Genomic DNA, 19,453 nt, shown 5'->3' with positions numbered 1-19,453 from the left:
ATAGTACCGAGGAACGCAGGACAACACAACCTGCGGGAGGGAAGGCGCCCTGCTTTGTTCAAGCTTTTYAAGGAGGTACGAGTGAGTGAATGCCAAATGGCTAACGACACCTAAGGAAAAAGTTCAACAACTCCAAGAGAAGCTAGGTCATGCTGCCAAGACAAATAAGCGTAGAAGATTCCATGCGTTATATGACAAGGTACATCGAAAGGATGTTCTTCAGGAAGCATGGCGGAGAGTTAGGGCAAATAAGGGAGCGGCAGGCGTAGATGGTGAAACGATGGCAGCTATTACGAAAATAGGTGATGAYCAATTTATCGCACAATGCCAAGAGCTAYTGTTAAAGAAAAGCTACCGTCCCCAGCCCGTTCGTCGGCAATATATTCCGAAGAAAGATGGACGAAAACGTCCATTGGGGATCCCGACGGTGAGAGACCGCGTGGTACAAATGGCGACRAAACTCATTGTAGAACCAATCTTTGAAGCCGATTTTCAGGAATGCTCGTATGGCTTTCGACCAAAGCGCGGCGCGAAACAAGCGCTCGAGCGAATCCGCAAAGCATGCAATCGCAAAGGCAATTGGGTGGTCGACGTGGACATCCAAGGTTACTTTGACAACATTAACCAAGAGAAGCTGATGAAGCTGGTGGAAATACGAATCAGTGACAGACGCATCCTCAAGCTGATTCGGCAATGGCTCGGAGCAGGGGTGATGGAGGAAGGGCRAGTMAGGCGATCTGACCTCGGCACGCCGCAAGGTGGAGTGATCTCGCCGCTACTTGCGAACATCTACCTGAATTACTTCGATTTGTTGTGGGAGAAGTATGGCAAAGAAGTCGGAGAACTGACGCGGTATGCAGACGACTTTGTCGTGGTATGCAAAACAAGGAAAGATGCGCAACATGCGTTTAAACTTATACAAACAATTATGGAGCGATTGGAACTAACCTTGCATCCGGAGAAAACGCGAATTGTGGGACTATGGACGGGAGAAGAAGGATTTGACTTCCTCGGCATGCACCACAGGAAGACGAAAGCGGAAACGGGACAGAAGCGCATCTATTACACGACCCAACAATGGCTCTGCATAAAAGCAGAGAAGCATGTGAGGGAGGTAGTGAAAGACCGACTTGCTCCGCCAAAGATGCGGCACGTTTCGTTTCAAGAACACGTGGACTGGCTCAACCTGAGAATACAAGGCTGGAAGAACTACTATGCGACACCGTACAGTACCAAATGGATGACTAAACTAGATTGGTACATCCGCCAACGGCTAACCAAATGGTACGCAAAGAAGCGCCAGCGAAGTAACTGGCGCGGTTCAGGACATGAAGTAAAGATTCTTAGCCAAATGCATGGTTTAAAGACGCTTGTATAACTCGCACGCACATGAATGACGAACATCGGAAAGCCGTATGAGGGAAAACCTCACGTACGGTTTGATGAGGAGGGGCTGAAATGAATTTCAGTCCTATACTCTAGATAATAGGAGGAATTACAATGATTCATAAGCTGATTATTGGAGCAATTGAAGAAATAACGCAAGGTATGCTGGAAGAGGGACGTACAGAGCGACCTGAAAATCTCAAAATTGCGGTCGAGCATCCCGTTAACTTAGCGCATGGCGATTATAGCAGCAATATTGCAATGCAGCTGGCAAGGCTTTTAAAACGCGCACCTTCATTGATTGCAGATGACTTCAAACAAAAATTAATCAAGCATCCAAGTCTTTCCTCATCCATAAAAAAGATTGAAATTGCTTCACCCGGGTTTCTAAACTTTTATGTGAATTGGTCTTGGTGGGCAGTCAATACAGAACAGCTTGAATCACAGAAAACTACAGTTAACAAAAAAGTGCTGGTTGAGCATACATCTATCAATCCAAATAAATCAGCGCATATTGGTCATTTGCGTAATTCCTGCGTTGGCGATACGATTGCGCGAATGCTCAGAAGTACGGGTCATCAGGTTGAGGTGCACAACTACATTGATGATCTAGGCAACCAATTGGCGGATACGGTGGTAGGCATTCTTCAGACCAAGTCGGTGCTGCCTTATGAGCGTTTTGGGGATTTTTGCTGGGATACGTATTCAAGCATTAATCGTGCTTATAAAGAGCAGCCAGAATTGCTTGAACAACGTACCAAGGTTCTTGAAGAGCTGGAAGAAGGGCATTCGAATGTAGCATGGATGGGCTTGTTGGTCGCAGAAAGAATTGTGCGCGAGCATGTCGAGGAAATGAAGCAGTTTGGCATCACTTATGATGTTCTGGTGTGGGAAAGCAATATTGTGCGTGAAGGCTTCTGGGCTCGCGCGTTTGAGCTGCTGCAGTCAACGGGAATATTCCGCAAGGAAACAGAAGGGAAGCTGAAGGGCTGTTATGTGCTGAAGCATTCTGATGAAAACGGAGAACAAGAGGAACATTCGGATTTCCAAGCAGATAAAGTGCTCGTTCGCTCAAACGGTATTTTGACTTATACGGCCAAAGATATTGCTTACCATCTGTGGAAGTTTGGATTGCTTGATAACGATTTCCGTTACCAGAAGTTTTCTGATGGTCTGTGGTCAACGCATACGAGCGGTGCAAGGAAAAAAATCGGTCATGCAGATATGGTCATTAACGTAATTGATCAGCGCCAAGAGTATCCGCAGGCTATGGTTAAACAAGCATTGCTCGCTTTGGGTTTTCAGGAGCAAGCAGAGCAGCTAAAGCATGTCAGTTATGGTGTTGTTGCATTAAGCCCAAATACGGCAAATGGTTTAGGTATCGATACGTCAGACGGCAAGCATGCGTATGCGATGTCAGGCAGGCAAGGAATCGGCATAAAAATAGCGGATTTCTTAGTAAGAATGGAACAAATCATAGACGCAAAAAGATCCCGTAAAGGCGGCTTGGCAAGTCGTACGATAGCAGCAGCATCGATTCGTTATTACTTGCTTCGTTTTCATTTGCAAACAGAGGTTGTGTTTGATCTTGATCAAGCAACCGAAATATCCGGCAATACAGGTGTTTATCTGATGTATACGTATGCTCGCTCAAGCAGTATTTTGAAGAGAGCAGGAGACACTGCGTTTAACCCACAAGCTCTAGCTGAGATTAGCGGTCTTGAGATTCAAGAGCATTCATTGCTGAGACAATTAGCTTATTGGCCTGAAACGCTGGAAGCTGCCGCTTTGGAGCTATCTCCTAATCAGCTTTGCACGTATGTATATGAGCTTTCCGCATTGTTTAACCATTTCTACGCTACATGTCCTATTTTGAAGGCTGAAGGATCAGCGAAAAGCTTGCGTATTTGGCTCACCGAGCGTTATAAGCAAACGATGCAGGATGCACTTCACATACTGGGGCTTCCTGCGCCAAATAGAATGTAAACAGATGTTCCAATCATGCAATTGGCTTGCCCGTCATATAGTTTAACGCAGAGGTACAGGCATTAACAGCGATGAACGAAGGGCGGGTGCTGCAAATGGAGCAGGTACATGATAATCAGGTAGAGGATAGCGACCTTACGATAGATTTTGCGGTTCAAGGCATGAGCTGTTCAGCTTGTGCGGCAAGAATAGAGAAAGCAGTCAGCAAAATGGATGGTGTTCAAATGGCTGCCGTCAGCTTTCCGCTTCGAACCGCTTGGGTGCAGTTTAAGCCTGAGCGGCTCGGAGCGAAACAAATTGCTGAGCGTGTCAAGCAATTAGGTTTTGAAGCGATGCTTAATGAGACAGCTAAAGAAGGCTTGCACAAGGAACATCGTATATTGAAGCTGCGACTCATTGCTTCAGCGGTACTTACGGTGCCGTTATTAACTGGGATGATGCAGCATCTGCCTTTTTTAAGGCCGATGCTTGATTATTTGCCTGCTTGGCTCACTATTCCATGGCTGCAGCTCATTCTTGCCACGATTATTCAATTCGCTATAGGCTTGCCTTTTTATTTCGGCGCATATCATGCGGTACGCGAGCGAAGCGCCAATATGGATGTGCTTGTTGTCATCGGAACGACAGCCGCCTATTTGTACAGCCATTATGTTGTATTTCAAAACGGCTTGTTTCGGCCGCTCTTAGAGGTGGCTGCTCATGCACCGCCATTGTATTTTGAAACTTCTGCTGTTGTAATCACAGCTGTCCTGCTGGGTAAATACATTGAAGTTTCCGCCTCGCTGCGGGCGCAGCGCGGATCAGACGGCTTCGGCAAGCTGCAAAGTCAGACGGCGGCGGTTGAACGGGCAGGTGAAGTGATACATATTCAGACCGAATTTGTTCGAGCGGGCGATATTGTCATCGTACAGGCTGGAGAAACGATTCCGGTCGATGGCATTGTATGCGGCGGTCACTCCGCAACCAACGAATCATTGCTAACAGGCGAGAGTCTGCCGATTGCAAAGCGGGAAGGAGATCAAGTGTGGGCGGGAACTTGGAATGAAAGCTCGCAGCTTCGCATTCGTACGAAGGCGGCAGGCCACGATACGATGCTGAACCGCATACAGGAGCTTGTTCGTCAAGCACAACGCTCTAAATCAGCCATTCAGCGGAATGTAGATGCGGCTGCAAGCTGGTTTGTTCCTGTTATGCTTCTCTTCGCCGTAGCAACGGTTTTCATGTGGGGATTATTTCTTGAGCCGGGGAATTGGAGCCGAGCATTCATCTGCAGCATTGCTGTTTTATTAGCAGCCTGTCCATGCGCGCTTGGTCTAGCCGCACCGATCTCACTTGTCATCGCAGCCAGCAGACTTGCGAAACAAGGCATTATTACGAAGGAAGCGGGCGCGCTAGAACGTTTGGCAAGTATTCAAACGATCATTTTTGATAAAACAGGAACATTAACGGAAGGCAAGCCTCATATAAGTGCTTCACTAGCTATTAAAGGAAGCCGCAATGCTTTGCTGAGATTGGCGGCAGCCGCTGAAGCGGACTCCACACATCCGCTTTCAAGAGCAATTGAGAAGGAAGCGGTCAGACTAGGGCTTATTATTCCAGCTTCCAGTCATCATGTCTTCACACCAGGCGGAGGCGTTGAAGCGATAATTGAGGAGCAGCGCTTCGCTATCGGGAACGCTCGGTTTGCAGCAGAACGCCAATGGGCTTTGAGCGTCGATATCATTGCATTCGCAAGGCAGCGTGAGGATTTGGGTGAAACCGTGCTATATGCAGCAATAGACGATCAGATAGCTGGTGCAATCGCATTTAGCGATAAGATAAAGGAAAACGCGAGAGAGACAGTGAAAGAGCTTAAAAAATTAGGAGTTTCCGCTGTTCTAGCGACAGGTGATCACAAGGCGCCGGCATTTGCTGCTGCAAAAGCGGTTGGCATTACAAGTATCCATGCGTCCATGCTTCCCGAGGGCAAGCTGGCGTTGGTGGAGCAATTAAAGCGTCGCGGCAAACGAGTCGCAATGGCAGGGGATGGATGGAATGACGCACCGGCATTAGCCGCAGCCGATGTTGGCTTAGCAATGGGTGAAGGAACAGATGCAGCGCTTAGCGCTGGCCACATGACGCTGCTTTTCTCACGTTTGCATGCTATTCCAGAAGCGATTCGAATAAGCCGATTAACGATTCGAAATGTGCGCCAAAATCTAACCTTTGCTTTCCTATACAATGTTATCGTCATCCCTTTTGCTGCTTTTGGTTTGCTTGAGCCTTGGATGGCTGGAACGGCGATGGCGCTTAGCTCTGTTTCTGTTGTCAGCAATGCGCTTCGGCTTTCGGGTCAGCTGCAAAGCAAGAGCCGGGTTGGTGCAAGCAGATGACGCTGACTTGGCAGCTGATTGGATTCATTATTTTAACAGGCTTATTCAGCGCACCTCATTGCATTGGTATGTGCGGGGGGATTGTATCAACTGTCTCATTAAATTCCTCAGCGCCAGTTAAGAAATCAATGCTTCTATATAATACAGGCCGCATTCTCTCTTATTCCTTATTAGGGGCTGTAATGGGAACAGTAGGTTCTTTTGTGGATGTTGCAGGTAAATTTGCAGGGGTTCAAGGATTGGCATCCATTATCGGCGGCTGTTTCTTGCTGCTCTGGCTTTGGCGGAGATTTCAGCTGCCGCTCATGAACCGATTGTCTAAGTTTTTGCACAAAAGATTAGTAGGCGGTGCTTCTCGCTCTGCTAAGCAGGAAACGTTCCATTTGCTCGCAACTGGAATAGCCTTCGGATTTTTGCCATGCGGCTTAACTTATGCGATGCAAATGACGGCAGCCTCCACTGGCTCAGGACTTGAAGGAGCGGCTGTCATGGCCTTGTTTGGGCTATCGACTTTCCCTGCTTTAGCGGCTGCCGCGTCGATCGCTGCTTTTGCCAATAAGAAATGGCGGCGATTTATGCGTAAAGCAAGTGTAGTCACGGCGATTGCTGTGGGTGTCATCTCGATTTTGCGCGGGCTTGCGGTGAATGGTGTTATACCGTCGATTAATCCATGGCTTTGGTAATTTGCTAATGAACCGCTCGCAGTAATCTATCGATGGTATACGTTTGGTCAAGCGTCTTGAGTGTTAGAGTCGCTTTCCATGTGCCAGCCATTAGGGGTACACCTTCGCCTGTATATGTTCCAGGATCAGCTTCCGTCAATTTAAATTCGTAATCGCCGCAAACCATATCCATCATCTCAAGTTTGACTGATAGCTCAGCTCCTTGTAGTGGGGCGCCCGATGGATCTGTAAGCTCGATTTTAAATAAATTGTTGTGTAGCACCTTCGCTGGATAACCATCGATGGACCACTTAGCTTCACCTTTGTCGAAGAGATGTTCCGTGATGGGCGGTGATAATTCTTCGCCTTTTCGGAGCCATGTGAAAACTATGCCAACGACAATTGCCACAAACAATAAAATGATAGTGAATTTTAGCAGATTATAATTTGGTTTGTGTTCTGCTTTCATATTTAGGAAAGAACCTCCTTTATGAGTTGCATACATTTTTTAGATTCATAAAAAGAATGAGTGTTGTAAAGGGATGTATTAAATGCTGTTTTCTATCGCTTGCGGAACGAATGGTAAGAAAAAAAGCATAGCATGGGCGAAGAAGTCACAAGGAGAGGTAACGGACATCAGATACGCTATTGTGCTCATTTTGGCTGTTTCGCAACGGTAACGGACATAGAAGCCCTTATTTGGCTTCATAAGTTAGTTTTTAGCTCGCTTTTGACCAAATAGCGGATCCTATGTCCGTTAGAATAAAATATGAGCCCAATTCTTGAAAATAGCGGAATGTATGTCCGTTATGGGATCTGAAGTGACTATTGCGAAAAGCTAACGGACATCAGATACGCTATTGCGCTCATTTTCGCTGTTTTCGCAACCGTAACGGACATAGAAGCCCTTATTTTGCTCCACGAGTTAGTTTTTAGCTCCCTTTTGCACAAATAGCGGATCCTATGTCCGTTAGACTCAAATATGAGCCCAATTCTTGAAAATAGCGGAATGTATGTCCGTTAGGAGGTCTGAAGTGACTATTGCGAAAAGCTAAAGGGCATCAGATACGCTATTGTGCTTATTTTGGCTGTTTTCGCAACGGTAAAGGACATAGAAGCCCTTATTTGGCTCCACGAGTTAGTTTTTAGCTCCTTTTTGCCTAAATAGCGGATCCTATGTCCGTTAGCCTCAAATATGAGCCCAATTCTTGAAAATAGCGGAATGTATGTCCGTAATGGGATCTGAAGTGACTATTGCGAAAAGCTAAAGGGCATCAGATACGCTATTGTGCTTATTTTGGCTGTTTTCGCAACCATAACGGACATAGAAGCCCTTATTTGGCTCCACGAGTTAGTTTTTAGCTCGCTTTTGACCAAATAGCGGATCCTATGTCCGTTAGACTCAAATATGAGCCCAATTCTTGAAAATAGCGGAATGTATGTCCGTAAGGGGATCTGAAGTGACTATTGCGAAAAGCTAACGGACATCAGATACGCTATTGCGCTCATTTTCGCTGTTTTCGCAACCGTAACGGACATAGAAGCCCTTATTTGGCTCCAAGAGTAAGTTTTTAGCTCCCTTTTGCACAAATAGCGGATCCTATGTCCGTTAGACTCAAATATGAGCCCAATTCTTGAAAATAGCGGAATGTATGTCCGTTAGGAGGTCTGAAGTGACTATTGCGAAAAGCTCCGATTCTTGAATGTTACATCTTGCTGCTCAGTTAAGGTCAAGGCTAATCGCACTCATCATGGTTAAAAAACGCGCGCTAAGAAATAGACCCATTACGTTACCTATGCTGCAAATGAGTGAAGCAGAACGTCGATAATTACGATGAGTATGGCATGGATGTCATTAGACAAATAGAACAAGACGTTGTATAGTAACAACGGATCATTTTATAGATGATGGACGGGGATAGATGCACCATATCTTCACCTGCATGATCCGATATTGTTGGAGAAGCTGTTCGCTTAGCCTAATTAGAAAAAGCGTATACTAGCATTTCTGACTCAAGGTCGGGGATGCTATTTTTAATACGATATATGACGCAGGAGGAGTAAGGAAAATGAAAAGGTTACATAAAAGTACAATGAAAACGCTAGTAGGTTTGCTGCTCGTGATGATGCTTGTATTCACAGGAGCATGCGGTACAAATAAGGACACAGTCAACGAGCCGGGAAAAACAACGAACAATGCTGGTCAGGCTGCAACTAACGAGCCATCCAAGGCGAATGAATCGACCGTTTATCCACTAACATTAAAGGATGATACAGGTACGGAAATTACGTTTGAGCAAGAGCCAACTAAAATTGTCTCGCTTGCTCCTAGTGAAACCGAAGCTATTTATGCAATCGGCTCAGGTGACCGCGTTGTAGGTGTTGATGAATCAAGCAACTATCCTGAGGAGGCGGCAAGCAAGGCAAAGGTTGGCGATATGACGACGAATATTGAAGCTGTTGCAGCTCTCAATCCGGATCTCGTACTGGCTTCTTCTTCAATGAACGGAGAGGCAATCACGAAGCTCAGAGAACTGAAAATTCCGGTCTATGCGACAGACCCTCTCACGTATGATGCAGTTATTGCCAAAATCGAAAATTTAGGTCATATTATGAATAAACAATCCGAAGCGGCTGAGGTTGCAGGCCACATGCTTTCAGTGAAGCAACAAGTTTCGGATGCAGTCAAGAATGCAGTGAAAAAGAAAGTGTATTTAGAATTTTCCCCAGGCTGGACCGTTGGATCTGGCACATTCCTTGACGAATTGCTGGCACTTGCTGGCGGCGAGAATGTTGCTGGAGCTGCTCCAGGCTGGTATGAGGTGAGTGCAGAGTCGATTGTTACTCAGAATCCCGAGCTTATTATATACCCTGCATTGAAGGAGGAGCCGAATCCGATTGTTGTTGGCATTGAGAGCCGTCCTGGCTGGAATGTCATTGATGCGGTGAAAAATAAGCAAATGCATGCAGTAACAGAGGATCCGCTTGTTCGTGTTGGGCCGAGACTTGCAGATGGTTTGCTGGAGCTTGCGAAAGTGATTCACCCGGATCTCGTAAAATAATGATGACCTATAAATTAGTTTGGTATGGAGGAGCAGCTATGCTCCTTCTTGCTGTTTCTATCGTTGTAAGTTTGTCGATTGGCTCGGCTGGTATTTCCATACGAGATGTTTGGGGTATTTTGCTTCATCAGCTGCCTTGGCTTGCCGACAACTCAGTCCCTTATACACCTGCCGAAATAGCGATCGTCACGCAAGTACGTCTATCGCGTATTTTGCTTGCTGTCCTCGTTGGTGCTTGTCTCGCACTTGCTGGCACGGGCTTTCAAGGGGTTCTTCGAAACCCGCTGGCTGATCCCTATACTCTAGGAGTATCTTCGGGGAGCTCAGTTGGTGCATCGTTCATTATCTTATTCGGCTTGCAGTCAGCGATTGGCATGTGGACGATACCGCTAGTTGCTTTTGCTACAGGAACCTTGACACTGCTTGGTGTTTTTTGGTTGTCTCGCAACAAGGGTGTTATACATATTGAAACGCTTATTTTATCAGGGGTTATCATCCAATCTTTTTTAGGCGCTTTTGTATCCTTCATGGTGTCGGTTTCTGAGGGCGTCGTGAATCAAATTTTGTTCTGGTTAATGGGATCGCTTGCGATGAGAAGCTGGGAACATGTATATATGCTTATACCTTTTCTCGCGGTAGGCTTTCCACTTCTGCTTGCATATGGGCAATCCCTCAATTTATTTGTACTGGGGGAACGCCATGCAGCGCATCTTGGCATCCATGTCGAGAGAACGAAGCTGATCGTCTTAATCAGCTCGACCTTGCTGACGGCAGCAGCAGTCTCTGTTTCTGGTGTAATTGGTTTTGTTGGACTCGTGGTTCCACATCTCATTCGTTTGCTCGTTGGCCCCGACTATCGATTAATTACCCCTTTATYGGCTATCGGCGGAGGCATATTTATTTTATGGGCGGATACGCTTGCGCGCATGGCGCTGACGCCTAAGGAAATACCGCTTGGCGTTGTTACGGCTTTGCTTGGTGCGCCATTTTTTGCGTATTTGCTGCATCGGCGGAAGCTGAAGCAAGGAGGAGCGTTATGATTGAGGTGCGCAGCATCGTTCAGACGGTGCAAGGGAGGACTGTGCTCAATAAGCTTTCCTGCTCATTTCAAAAAGGGCGGATGTACGGTGTTATTGGACCTAATGGTGTCGGCAAATCAACGCTGCTGCATGTATTGTCAGGCGTTGAACAGCCGGTGGAAGGTGAAGTTTTATTCGAGGGGCAGAGCATCTCCGCATATCCAAGAAAGCAAATCGCACAAATGATGGCGGTTTTGCAGCAAAGCGGTTTGCCTCAGGTAGGATTCTCTGTGCGTGAGGTTGTTAGCATGGGAAGATACCCTTTCCAAAACTGGCTTGGCAGCGATAAACATGATTCAGAGGAAATTATTGATAAAGCGATAATGACCATGGGACTCGAAGAGCTATCGCATCGCAAAATGGATCAACTAAGCGGCGGTGAACGTCAACGTGTTGCATTGGCAAAGGTTATGGCGCAGGAGCCATCTATTATATTATTGGACGAGCCGACGACTTATTTAGACATTGGTTACCAAATTCAGCTTTTGGATACGGTACGTGCTTGGCAGCGTGAACGTGAACTGACCGTTATTGCCGTTCTGCATGATCTTAATTTGGCTTCGCTATATTGCGATGAGCTTGTCGTTCTTCATGAAGGCAAAGTTGCAGCAGCTGGAACACCCAGGGCGGTCATAACTGCAGGTCTTATCAAGCAGGTTTATCAGGCGGATACAACTGTGATCACCCATCCTGTTACGGGTGCTCCGCAAATATTGCTCCAACCGGATATGAATATATAAAAGCTTAAAATACGCTTGAAGGAGTTATGAAATTGAAACATGCATTGGAAACTCAGCTTGCAGAGACGATCAAACAAATCAAACCATTTAATGAAGAGGCAGCAGAATTAGCTGTGAAGCATTCTGATTCATTGACGAAACCGCCAGGCAGCCTCGGCAAGCTAGAGACAATCGCCAGGCAGCTTGCCGGCATTTCAGGCGAGCTGTGGCCGGATTTGTCACATAAAGCCGTTATTGTCATGGCGGGTGATCATGGTGTATGTGATGAAGGAGTCAGTGCTTTTCCACAAGCGGTGACACCACAAATGGTGCTAAACTTTCTCAGCGGAGGAGCAGCTGTCAATGTGCTGGCAAGGCAAGCTGGCGCAGATGTTGTTTGTGTGGATATCGGTGTAAATGAGGATTTGGAGCATGAGCAGCTAGTAAGCCGTAAAGTGGTGCGGGGGACGGCCAATATGGCCAAGCAGCCAGCGATGACTCGCGAAGAAGCCGTCCAAGCTATTATTGTTGGCATTGAAGTGGTTAATGAGCAGGTTCAGCGCGGCTGCCGCTTGTTTGCAACAGGCGAAATGGGTATTGGCAATACGACTGCCAGTGCGGCGTTAACAACCGTATTGACGGGTCTATCTCCTGAGGAATCAGTCGGCCGAGGAACTGGCATAAATGATGAAAGCTGGACAAATAAAGTGCAGGTAGTCAAACGCGCAATTGCTGTCAACGAATTGGACCGCGCTAGTGTCGATCCAATCGATGTGTTGGCTAAGGTTGGCGGTGCAGAAATCGCAGGGCTTGTCGGCGTTATTATCGGAGCTGCAGCAAACGGCTGCCCAGTCGTCATCGACGGTTATATTTCTTCTGCTGCGGCGCTTGTCGCATCGCGGATAGCGGAGCAGACGCTTCCCTTTATGATTGCTTCCCACCTCTCTCAAGAGCAAGGTCATTTGAAGCTGCTTGAATCAATAGGTTTGCTTCCGATGATGCAGCTGGAGATGCGGCTTGGCGAAGGCACTGGAGCTGTATTATGTTTTCATTTTATAGACGCTGCGCTCCATCTCATGAATGAAATGGCAACATTTGAGAGTGCAGGCGTATCCAAAGGTTAGGTGAGCGTGAATGGCAATTCTAGTAACGGGCGGAGCAAGAAGCGGGAAGAGCGGATTTGCCGAGCAGTATGCGATGAGGGTTGCAGCCCGTGGATTTTATATTGCGACTTGTCAGCCGTATGATACGGAGATGCGCGAGCGAATAGGAAAACATCGCAAGGATCGTGAAGATGCAGGCTTCCGCTGGCAGACCATCGAAGATCCGCATGAAGCAGCAAATGTGCTTTACAGATTGAAAGAGCAAATGGATAAAGAAATTTCAAACGGACAGCAGCCTGCTGTCGTATTGCTCGATTGCTTAACGTTATGGCTGACGAATTGGCTTATGCGAATAGAACAAGAATCGTATGAAGATACGAGGCTGAAAATGGAGCAGCAGAAACTTCTCGAAGCTATTAACAACTATCCATACCCATTAATCATTGTAACCAATGAGGTAGGAGATGGCATTGTTCCGGCATATCCTCTAGGCAGGCTTTTTCGAGACGAGGCGGGGAGGTTCAACCAACAGATTGCTGCGATATGCGAGCGGGTTTTTCTCGTCACCGCAGGCATTCCAGTTGAATTGAAATCGCAAGCGTTTAACTGGGATCAATTATGATGATTTATTCAATAAAGGAGCTCCTGCTCCTCTCAGCGGCAGCCATTGCAATAGATTGGATCGTTGGTGACCCGAAATGGCCAACTCATCCCGTCATATGGATAGGCAGGCTCATTCGACTGTTGGAACGTTTGCTTGCTCCTGAACGATTAAAGGAACACCCGGCTGCTGTAAGAGGTTTAGGTGTAGTGTTGACCGTTGTCACACTCGTTGTGAGCTGCGGCGCAATGTGGTTTATTATTTGGGCGGCAGATGCTATACATACTTGGCTAGGCTATGCGGTGAGCGCATGGTTTATTTCCACAACACTAGCGGTGAAGGGCTTAAAGGAAGCAGCCATGCTCGTTTATCATCCATTAGTGGAAGGCAGATTAGATGAAGCACGTAAATATGTTGGTTATATCGTAGGCCGAGATACTGCAAAGCTGGATGAGCGGGAGGCATCGCGCGCTGCAATTGAGACGGTTGCTGAAAATACGATAGATGCGCTCGTGTCACCGTTATTGTTCGCTTTAATTGGAGGCGCACCGCTTGCAATGCTCTACCGTGCAACGAATACGCTGGATTCCATGGTCGGATATCGCAATGAAAAATATAAGTATTTTGGCTGGTGCTCGGCACGGACGGATGATGTGTTAAATTATATCCCTGCAAGAATAACTGGCGTTTTGCTTACGCTGTCTTCGCTGTTTGATCAGAGAATGAAGGCGAAGCAGGCGTGGCTTGCCATTCGCACTTTTGCACATCTTCATCCTAGTCCAAATAGCGGCATACCGGAATCAGCGGTTGCAGGGGCGCTAGGCATTGAGCTCGGCGGTTTGAACTCGTATTTTGGTGTAATCAGTGAACGAGCAAGGATGGGATGGCCAACTCGCCAACTGGAACCAAACGATATTGTACTAAGCGTGCGATTACTTTACAGCGTTAGTTTTATATTATTTGCGGGGGTGATCGCCGTATGGTTCGTCGTGAATTAAAGCTGCATTTCCAAGCACTTATTGCTGCTTTTCAATTTCTAACTCGTTTTCCAATTCCCATCACGGTTCCTTTCCAAGGATCTGTTCTCTCGCGAAGTGTCGTCTATTTCCCTGTAGCTGGTGCGTTTATCGGTATTTGTCTCCTTGCATGTACGTGGCTGCTAGCATTGTTTGTCCCTGCTTGGCCAAGTGCTGTACTGATTCTTGCGATATGGACTGCATTGAGCGGGGGGCTGCATTTGGACGGTTGGATGGATACAGCAGACGGCGTGCTGAGTCACCGCTCTCGCGAGCGTATGCTTGAAATTATGAAGGATAGCCGAGTAGGAGCGATGGGCGTCATTGCCGCAGTATTGCTCCTTCTTCTCAAAGCATCGTTATTAGCAGAACTGCTGAAAGGTGGCCATTTTGAGCAACATGGACCACTGCTTGTCATCGCGCCGATTTGGAGCCGCGCTTGGATGAGTGCAGCTATTGCAGGGTGGCCGAATGCCCGTCAGGGTGAAGGGATAGCTGTTTTATTTAATGAGGTCAAATGGCCGCAGGCGACTGCTTCTTTTGTGATGGCAGCCATTCTTTCTGTCCTTACTTTTTGGATCGCCGGCACCGGTACAAACGTAGCATTAATAATGCTGCTTATTATCGTCATCTTAACGATTTGCTGCGGTGGTTTTATAGCAGCATGGTTAAATCGGAAGCTTGGCGGATTAACTGGGGATACATATGGTGCGATGAACGAAGCGATTGAAGCGTTATTGCTGCTTGCAGCGGTCATCTGGTTATATGCGCAATAGAAAAGGAGTTGTTTTTGTTAAATGTTAGAAAGATATGGTCATGGCGGCGATTTGCGGACCGCGGAAGAAGCGTTCGATATACCTGCGCATAAATTTGTTGATTTCAGCTCGAATATGAATCCGCTAGGAGCGCCGTTAAGCGTTAAACAAGCGCTTCTTACCTATGCAGATATGATAGAGCAATATCCAGATCCAGCCGTTCGCGGCCTAAGAAAGAAGCTTGCTGAACTACATAATATTGATGCTCAATCCATCGTAGTAGGAAACGGAGCGGCAGAACTAATCGATCTTATCGTCCGTACGCTGCAACCAAAGTTAACGACGCTTGCCATTCCGTGCTTTGATGAATATGGCGATGCCATTCGGAAAATTGGCGGAGCTGTGTATGAAATTAAATTATCATCTCACATGCAATTTAAGCTTAGCCTCGATTCCGAGCATTTATGCGAAGCGGCTGCCACAGGATCATTAGTTATGCTCGGTTCGCCAAACAATCCGACGGGTCAGCTCGTAGATCCAGAGCTTATACGTGCACTCTTAAGTAAAGGAGCCTACGTCGTAGTTGACGAGGCGTTTATGGATTTTGTGCCTGATGAAGCACGGTACAGTCTTGTTCAAGAAGCAACTAAGCATGAACGGTTGTTCGTCATCCGCTCAATGACAAAATTTTATGCGATACCCGGCATTCGACTTGGATACATCGTTGGCATGCCTAGAACGATAAGCGGCTTGCGACGCTTGCAAATACCATGGAGCGTTAATTCTTTAGCGCAGCTGATTGGCGAAGCGGTGCTGGATGAGAAGGATTATGCAGAGCGTACACTTGCTTGGTTAGAGCAGGAAAGACCTTGGCTCATGTCTGAGCTTGAAGCGATCGGCTTTGAAGTTAACCCAAGTGCGGCCAATTATTTGCTCATTCGGATTCCGAACGATGCGGGTCTCAGTGCCAGCATGCTTCAGCTCGAGATGGGCAAGCAGGGGGTGCTTATTCGCGATGCATCGAGATTTGCAGGGCTTGATCATACGTATATCCGGGTTGCCATTAAACTTCGGCAGCAAAATGAACAGCTGATCGCTGCTTTTAAGCATTGCTTGCAATGGAATGAAAACCAAGGCGGGTAAGGGAAATTGAGTGAATTGCAAAGAGATCCTATCCATCCAAATTAAACTCATGTATAAGCTTCTGTGACAGCCAAAGGAGGGAAAAGAGTGACACAGCCCTTTCGTAAAGACCAGCATTATTATCAATCACAGCTGTGGTGCGGCGTAAGCTTGCAGCTTCTTGAGGACCGCATTGAAGCAAGCAGCAATGTTCCTTTGTATGCGCTAAGCAGCGCGATTCATCCGGGCGGCTTTTCTTATACCAATCGTATTGTGAATTGGAAAGTTCCGCTTACTTATCAATGTGAAGATCCTGTTCTCGACATCATTAATCAATGTACGGAATGGGGCTGCGAATCAGAAGCTACTGTAGGATTATTAACAGCAGCGAAGCTGACACATGCATCAATCAATGAAATGGAAGGCGATCGGTTTAAGCTTATCTGCTGTACGACGGTAGGCACACGAAATGCAGCAAGATCTGGTATGCCTCGAAGTACCTTCTCTGCTTATTCTCCGGGAACGATCAATATTGTTATTTTAATCGATGGTCAAATGACTGAATCAGCTATGGTGAATGCGGTCATAACAGCAACTGAAGCGAAAACAGCAGCATTACAGCATTTAGGCATCGTTGAGATGGAAACAGGACAATCAGCTACGGGGACGACAACGGACGCAATTGTCATAGCGGTTAGTCAAGCAGCAAGCTGGAATGCGGTACATGCGTATGCTGGTGCAGCTACGACAATTGGGTGCGCGATTGGAGAAGCGGTCTATGAGACCGTGTTAGAAGCAGCACGAACGCAGCATGATGACTAAGGATTAATGACCTTCGCTATAATGACTAAATGGAGGTTTGCGAATTGGAATTTTGGATACGGAAAGCGACGATCGATGATCTTAAGCTTCTCTCTCAAATGAACAAAGAGCTTATCGAGGATGAAGGCAGCCGTAATCCAATGACTCTCGCGCAGCTTGAGGACAGATTTCTTGGGTGGCTGTCAAGCGATTGGGAGATTTCATTGTTTGAGAAGGATTCTGCTATTTTAGGTTATGCGGTATATCAAATCAGCGCAGATGTTTTTTATCCAGAAGAGTCAAATGTTTATCTCAGACAGTACTACATCGCTCGAAAGCAACGGAGCCATGGTTATGGAAGCGCAGTATTAAAACAATTAGTCCGCGACTCATTTCCTAGCGGTGCCAAAGTGACGATTGATGTGTTGGCCTCAAATCCGCGCGGGCAGCAATTTTGGACGAGTTGTGGCTTTGAACCCTATTATACGAACATGCAGCTTAAACAATGAAGCAGCGTACTGCTTTGACTTTTACCGACTACCGACTACGCCATGCCGGGAGACAAGATAACAATGGGGATGTTAATTGAAATTGTCTTTGAGTTTATTGCCGATTTATTTATAGCGGACGGAAACGGGAAATGGGAGAAGCTCAAACAGACAAAGTACGAGAGAAAGCTGCGAAAATGGGCAAAAGAATACGAATGGTTTGAGCATTTGTACAAAGATTCGCGTTTTACTTGGTTCATGAACAATGATTGGGACATCCGCAATTTGCTGCGAAAAAAAGCATTTATCCGCAATCTAGACTTAAATTTGGAAGCAAGGCGCCAATTAGAGGGAATGCTCATCGATAAATATAAAAGAAGCAGCGGAATAAAATAGCGGAGTTACATTACAGCGATTGTGAAATCGTGTAAAATGATAAAGTTGAACAATCGGTCATAAGATCGATCGTGTGCCGCTTAGAACGGAGGAACATCTTTTGATTAAAATAGTAGGCTATACAAAACAAAAGCAATGGTTAACTGATTTAACGATAGAAGATCTAAACTCGCCTGAGCTTGACTGGTATTGGGTCGACTTTAGTAACCCGAATGAAGAGGAGTGCAGACTGCTCGATACCTTTTTTCATTTTCATCCGCTCGCTATCGAGGATTGCTACCATTTGCTTCAGCGGCCGAAAGTAGATCATTACGACGATATTCATTTTTTTGTGCTGCACGAAATTGAGCGTAAGACGTTGACCGTAAATGAAATCAATATGTTCATCGGTCCATCGTTTATTGTTACGTTTCATTATGAGCAATCACCAGAGATTGAGGAAGCTCAAACTAAGCTATTATCTAGCACGAAGATCGGCGAGAAAGGCCAGCTATATGCGGCATATCTCGTAATAGACAAGCTGGTTGATCAATATTTTCCTGCGGTTCATGAGCTGGAAGACCAGCTTCTTGACATGGAAATCGGAAGCGGCGACGAACAAAGTCAAACGGCTATGAGTGATATATTCAACATACGTTCTAGGCTGCTGCGTTTGCGCAAAACGATTGTCCCCATGCGTGATTTATTGTATCGTATAACGAATTCCGATCGCATTGACGGGCTGAAGCCTTATATGGCCTTTTATCATGATATTTATGATCATTTGCTCAAATTGACTGAAATGATGGATTCAAGTCGAGAGATGACGGCAGATCTTCGTGACAGCTTCATTTCCTTTAACTCCAATCGGATGAACTCCATTATGAAAACTCTTACCGTTATCACGACGATCTTCATGCCGCTCACTTTTTTGGCTGGTATTTATGGCATGAACTTTCGTAATATGCCTGAACTGGAGTGGACGTGGGGTTATTTTGCTGTCATAACGATTATGCTCGTCATCGGGCTTGGCATGTATGCTTGGTTCCGAAGCAAAGGTTGGTTTAAATGAAAGTTAAGGAGCTTGGAGAGCAATGGAAATGAAAGAACCTGCTCGGATGAGCAAAAAGCGGTTGTTCACCATAGTCGGCATTATGGCAGGCATTATGCTTGTACTCGTGGTCATGCTTTATTTGATGATTATTTCACTCGAAAATCGCAATGCGGTTAATCTCTCAAAGTCTGAGCAAGCGTTGCATTACTCCTATTTTTCAGAGACATCGCCTAGCGGAGTAAAGCTGCACGTACTGCAAACAAAGCCCGCCTATGTCACGCTGGAAACAATCAATACGAATGTTACGCTTACAGGGAAGGTCGGAATTAACGGTGGATTTTTTTATGGCAATCAGCTGTTAAGCATCGGAGTCGTAAATAGTATTCCGGTTAATAAGGAAATTGGCAATTTCGGAACGGGTAGCGAAAACGTAAAATATGCGCGAGGCACACTCGTCTGGGATGGCGCTTCTGATTCATTAAGCGTTCAGGTTGCAAGCCAAGCGTCCGAGATAAAAGTGAAGGATCACACACGTTTCTGGGCACAAGGCGGCATTAGCATGAGCTTAGGCGATGATGCGCATTGGACCCAGCAGTCGGTTAAGGAGAATGCGCCGTTCCCAGATGACAATCGCTTGCGATCGGCAGCGGTGTACGATCAAGCAGGGGCATTATATTTAATTGTTAGCGAAACGAAAAACTCGCTTGCCGTATTTAGAGAAGCGATTATATCAACCGTTGGTGATGGAAAGCTGGTTGACGGCATATTTCTAGATGGTGACGGGTCGTCCCAGCTTTTTGGCAGCAAGGCATCGTTGCCTGGGGATAACAGACCGATTGTACAAATGATTCGAATCGTAAAATGAGTTGAGA

General features: G+C 46.4%; 18 protein-coding genes. 17 read left to right on the top strand and 1 reads right to left on the bottom strand.

The window, feature by feature from the left end:
* The first annotated feature begins 85 nt into the window (after positions 1 to 85).
* From ltrA to AB4Z45_RS03020, 4 genes are all read left to right on the top strand, one after another.
* Positions 86 to 1,378, top strand: coding sequence for a group II intron reverse transcriptase/maturase (gene ltrA / locus AB4Z45_RS03035; protein WP_441907831.1), 1,293 nt, complete (start codon positions 86 to 88; stop codon positions 1,376 to 1,378).
* 122 nt (positions 1,379 to 1,500) lie between these two features.
* A complete protein-coding gene (locus AB4Z45_RS03030) occupies positions 1,501 to 3,372 on the top strand; it encodes an arginine--tRNA ligase (RefSeq protein WP_441907830.1) in 1,872 nt (623 codons plus the stop codon).
* A gap of 95 nt (positions 3,373 to 3,467) precedes the next feature.
* Positions 3,468 to 5,744, top strand: coding sequence for a heavy metal translocating P-type ATPase (locus AB4Z45_RS03025; protein WP_441907829.1), 2,277 nt, complete (start codon positions 3,468 to 3,470; stop codon positions 5,742 to 5,744).
* Positions 5,741 to 6,427 (top strand): sulfite exporter TauE/SafE family protein, encoded by a 687-nt coding sequence (locus AB4Z45_RS03020; RefSeq protein WP_441907828.1) that lies wholly within the window; start codon positions 5,741 to 5,743, stop codon positions 6,425 to 6,427. The genes AB4Z45_RS03025 and AB4Z45_RS03020 overlap by 4 nt, the downstream gene beginning before the upstream one ends.
* 4 nt (positions 6,428 to 6,431) lie before the next feature.
* Here AB4Z45_RS03020 and AB4Z45_RS03015 read toward each other — a convergent pair whose 3' ends face one another.
* Positions 6,432 to 6,875, bottom strand: a complete 444-nt coding sequence (locus tag AB4Z45_RS03015) for a FixH family protein (RefSeq protein ID WP_441907827.1) — start codon at positions 6,873 to 6,875, stop codon at positions 6,432 to 6,434.
* Positions 6,876 to 8,475: 1,600 nt separating this feature from the next.
* On the opposite strand from AB4Z45_RS03015, the gene AB4Z45_RS03010 reads away from it, so the two are divergent.
* The 13 genes from AB4Z45_RS03010 (at position 8,476) to AB4Z45_RS02950 (ending at position 19,446) form a co-directional block, all read left to right on the top strand.
* Complete coding sequence (locus AB4Z45_RS03010) at positions 8,476 to 9,468, top strand: ABC transporter substrate-binding protein (protein ID WP_441907826.1); 993 nt, start codon at positions 8,476 to 8,478, stop codon at positions 9,466 to 9,468.
* Positions 9,469 to 9,470: 2 nt separating this feature from the next.
* Positions 9,471 to 10,508: a FecCD family ABC transporter permease gene (locus AB4Z45_RS03005; RefSeq protein ID WP_441907861.1), complete on the top strand. Its 1,038-nt coding sequence runs from the start codon at positions 9,471 to 9,473 to the stop codon at positions 10,506 to 10,508.
* Complete coding sequence (locus AB4Z45_RS03000) at positions 10,505 to 11,287, top strand: heme ABC transporter ATP-binding protein (protein WP_441907825.1); 783 nt, start codon at positions 10,505 to 10,507, stop codon at positions 11,285 to 11,287. Before AB4Z45_RS03005 ends, AB4Z45_RS03000 begins: the two co-directional genes overlap by 4 nt.
* A 26-nt stretch (positions 11,288 to 11,313) precedes the next feature.
* Positions 11,314 to 12,390: a nicotinate-nucleotide--dimethylbenzimidazole phosphoribosyltransferase gene (cobT, locus tag AB4Z45_RS02995; protein WP_441907824.1), complete on the top strand. Its 1,077-nt coding sequence runs from the start codon at positions 11,314 to 11,316 to the stop codon at positions 12,388 to 12,390.
* Between the two features lie 10 nt (positions 12,391 to 12,400).
* Complete coding sequence (gene cobU / locus AB4Z45_RS02990) at positions 12,401 to 12,991, top strand: bifunctional adenosylcobinamide kinase/adenosylcobinamide-phosphate guanylyltransferase (RefSeq protein WP_441907823.1); 591 nt, start codon at positions 12,401 to 12,403, stop codon at positions 12,989 to 12,991.
* Positions 12,988 to 13,968, top strand: a complete 981-nt coding sequence (gene cbiB, locus AB4Z45_RS02985; protein WP_441907822.1) for an adenosylcobinamide-phosphate synthase CbiB — start codon at positions 12,988 to 12,990, stop codon at positions 13,966 to 13,968. The genes cobU and cbiB overlap by 4 nt, the downstream gene beginning before the upstream one ends.
* Complete coding sequence (cobS, locus tag AB4Z45_RS02980; protein WP_441907821.1) at positions 13,950 to 14,762, top strand: adenosylcobinamide-GDP ribazoletransferase; 813 nt, start codon at positions 13,950 to 13,952, stop codon at positions 14,760 to 14,762. The genes cbiB and cobS overlap by 19 nt, the downstream gene beginning before the upstream one ends.
* A gap of 21 nt (positions 14,763 to 14,783) precedes the next feature.
* Positions 14,784 to 15,884 (top strand): threonine-phosphate decarboxylase CobD, encoded by a 1,101-nt coding sequence (cobD, locus tag AB4Z45_RS02975; RefSeq protein ID WP_441907820.1) that lies wholly within the window; start codon positions 14,784 to 14,786, stop codon positions 15,882 to 15,884.
* A gap of 87 nt (positions 15,885 to 15,971) precedes the next feature.
* Entirely contained in the window at positions 15,972 to 16,685 is a 714-nt protein-coding gene (locus AB4Z45_RS02970; RefSeq protein WP_441907819.1) for an adenosylcobinamide amidohydrolase, read from the top strand.
* Between the two features lie 44 nt (positions 16,686 to 16,729).
* Positions 16,730 to 17,173 carry a GNAT family N-acetyltransferase gene (locus tag AB4Z45_RS02965; RefSeq protein ID WP_441907818.1) on the top strand — a complete coding sequence of 148 codons (444 nt, stop codon included), beginning with the start codon at positions 16,730 to 16,732 and terminating at the stop codon, positions 17,171 to 17,173.
* 63 nt (positions 17,174 to 17,236) lie between these two features.
* Positions 17,237 to 17,548: a hypothetical protein gene (locus AB4Z45_RS02960; protein ID WP_441907817.1), complete on the top strand. Its 312-nt coding sequence runs from the start codon at positions 17,237 to 17,239 to the stop codon at positions 17,546 to 17,548.
* A 100-nt stretch (positions 17,549 to 17,648) separates the two neighbouring features.
* A complete protein-coding gene (gene corA / locus AB4Z45_RS02955; protein ID WP_441907816.1) occupies positions 17,649 to 18,599 on the top strand; it encodes a magnesium/cobalt transporter CorA in 951 nt (316 codons plus the stop codon).
* A 22-nt stretch (positions 18,600 to 18,621) separates the two neighbouring features.
* The gene (locus AB4Z45_RS02950; protein WP_441907815.1) at positions 18,622 to 19,446 is read left to right on the top strand and encodes a hypothetical protein; all 825 of its coding nucleotides are present in this window, start codon (positions 18,622 to 18,624) and stop codon (positions 19,444 to 19,446) included.
* Positions 19,447 to 19,453 lie beyond the last annotated feature (7 nt).

It is taken from the genome of Paenibacillus sp. MCAF9, from assembly GCF_052114265.1.
In the GTDB taxonomy this organism is placed as follows: Bacteria; Bacillota; Bacilli; order Paenibacillales; family Paenibacillaceae; genus Pristimantibacillus.
This window is presented reverse-complemented; position numbering and strand designations above follow the sequence as displayed.

Coding starts and splice junctions, on each gene's coding strand:
- AB4Z45_RS02960 (WP_441907817.1), top strand. CDS start 17,237: ATGGGGATGTTAATTGAAATTGTCTTTGAGTTTATTGCCGATTTATTT.
- cbiB (WP_441907822.1), top strand. CDS start 12,988: ATGATGATTTATTCAATAAAGGAGCTCCTGCTCCTCTCAGCGGCAGCC.
- cobT (WP_441907824.1), top strand. CDS start 11,314: ATGAAATTGAAACATGCATTGGAAACTCAGCTTGCAGAGACGATCAAA.
- AB4Z45_RS03025 (WP_441907829.1), top strand. CDS start 3,468: ATGGAGCAGGTACATGATAATCAGGTAGAGGATAGCGACCTTACGATA.
- AB4Z45_RS03010 (WP_441907826.1), top strand. CDS start 8,476: ATGAAAAGGTTACATAAAAGTACAATGAAAACGCTAGTAGGTTTGCTG.
- cobS (WP_441907821.1), top strand. CDS start 13,950: ATGGTTCGTCGTGAATTAAAGCTGCATTTCCAAGCACTTATTGCTGCT.
- AB4Z45_RS02950 (WP_441907815.1), top strand. CDS start 18,622: ATGGAAATGAAAGAACCTGCTCGGATGAGCAAAAAGCGGTTGTTCACC.
- AB4Z45_RS03030 (WP_441907830.1), top strand. CDS start 1,501: ATGATTCATAAGCTGATTATTGGAGCAATTGAAGAAATAACGCAAGGT.
- AB4Z45_RS03015 (WP_441907827.1), bottom strand. CDS start 6,875: ATGAAAGCAGAACACAAACCAAATTATAATCTGCTAAAATTCACTATC.
- AB4Z45_RS03000 (WP_441907825.1), top strand. CDS start 10,505: ATGATTGAGGTGCGCAGCATCGTTCAGACGGTGCAAGGGAGGACTGTG.
- cobU (WP_441907823.1), top strand. CDS start 12,401: ATGGCAATTCTAGTAACGGGCGGAGCAAGAAGCGGGAAGAGCGGATTT.
- cobD (WP_441907820.1), top strand. CDS start 14,784: ATGTTAGAAAGATATGGTCATGGCGGCGATTTGCGGACCGCGGAAGAA.
- AB4Z45_RS03020 (WP_441907828.1), top strand. CDS start 5,741: ATGACGCTGACTTGGCAGCTGATTGGATTCATTATTTTAACAGGCTTA.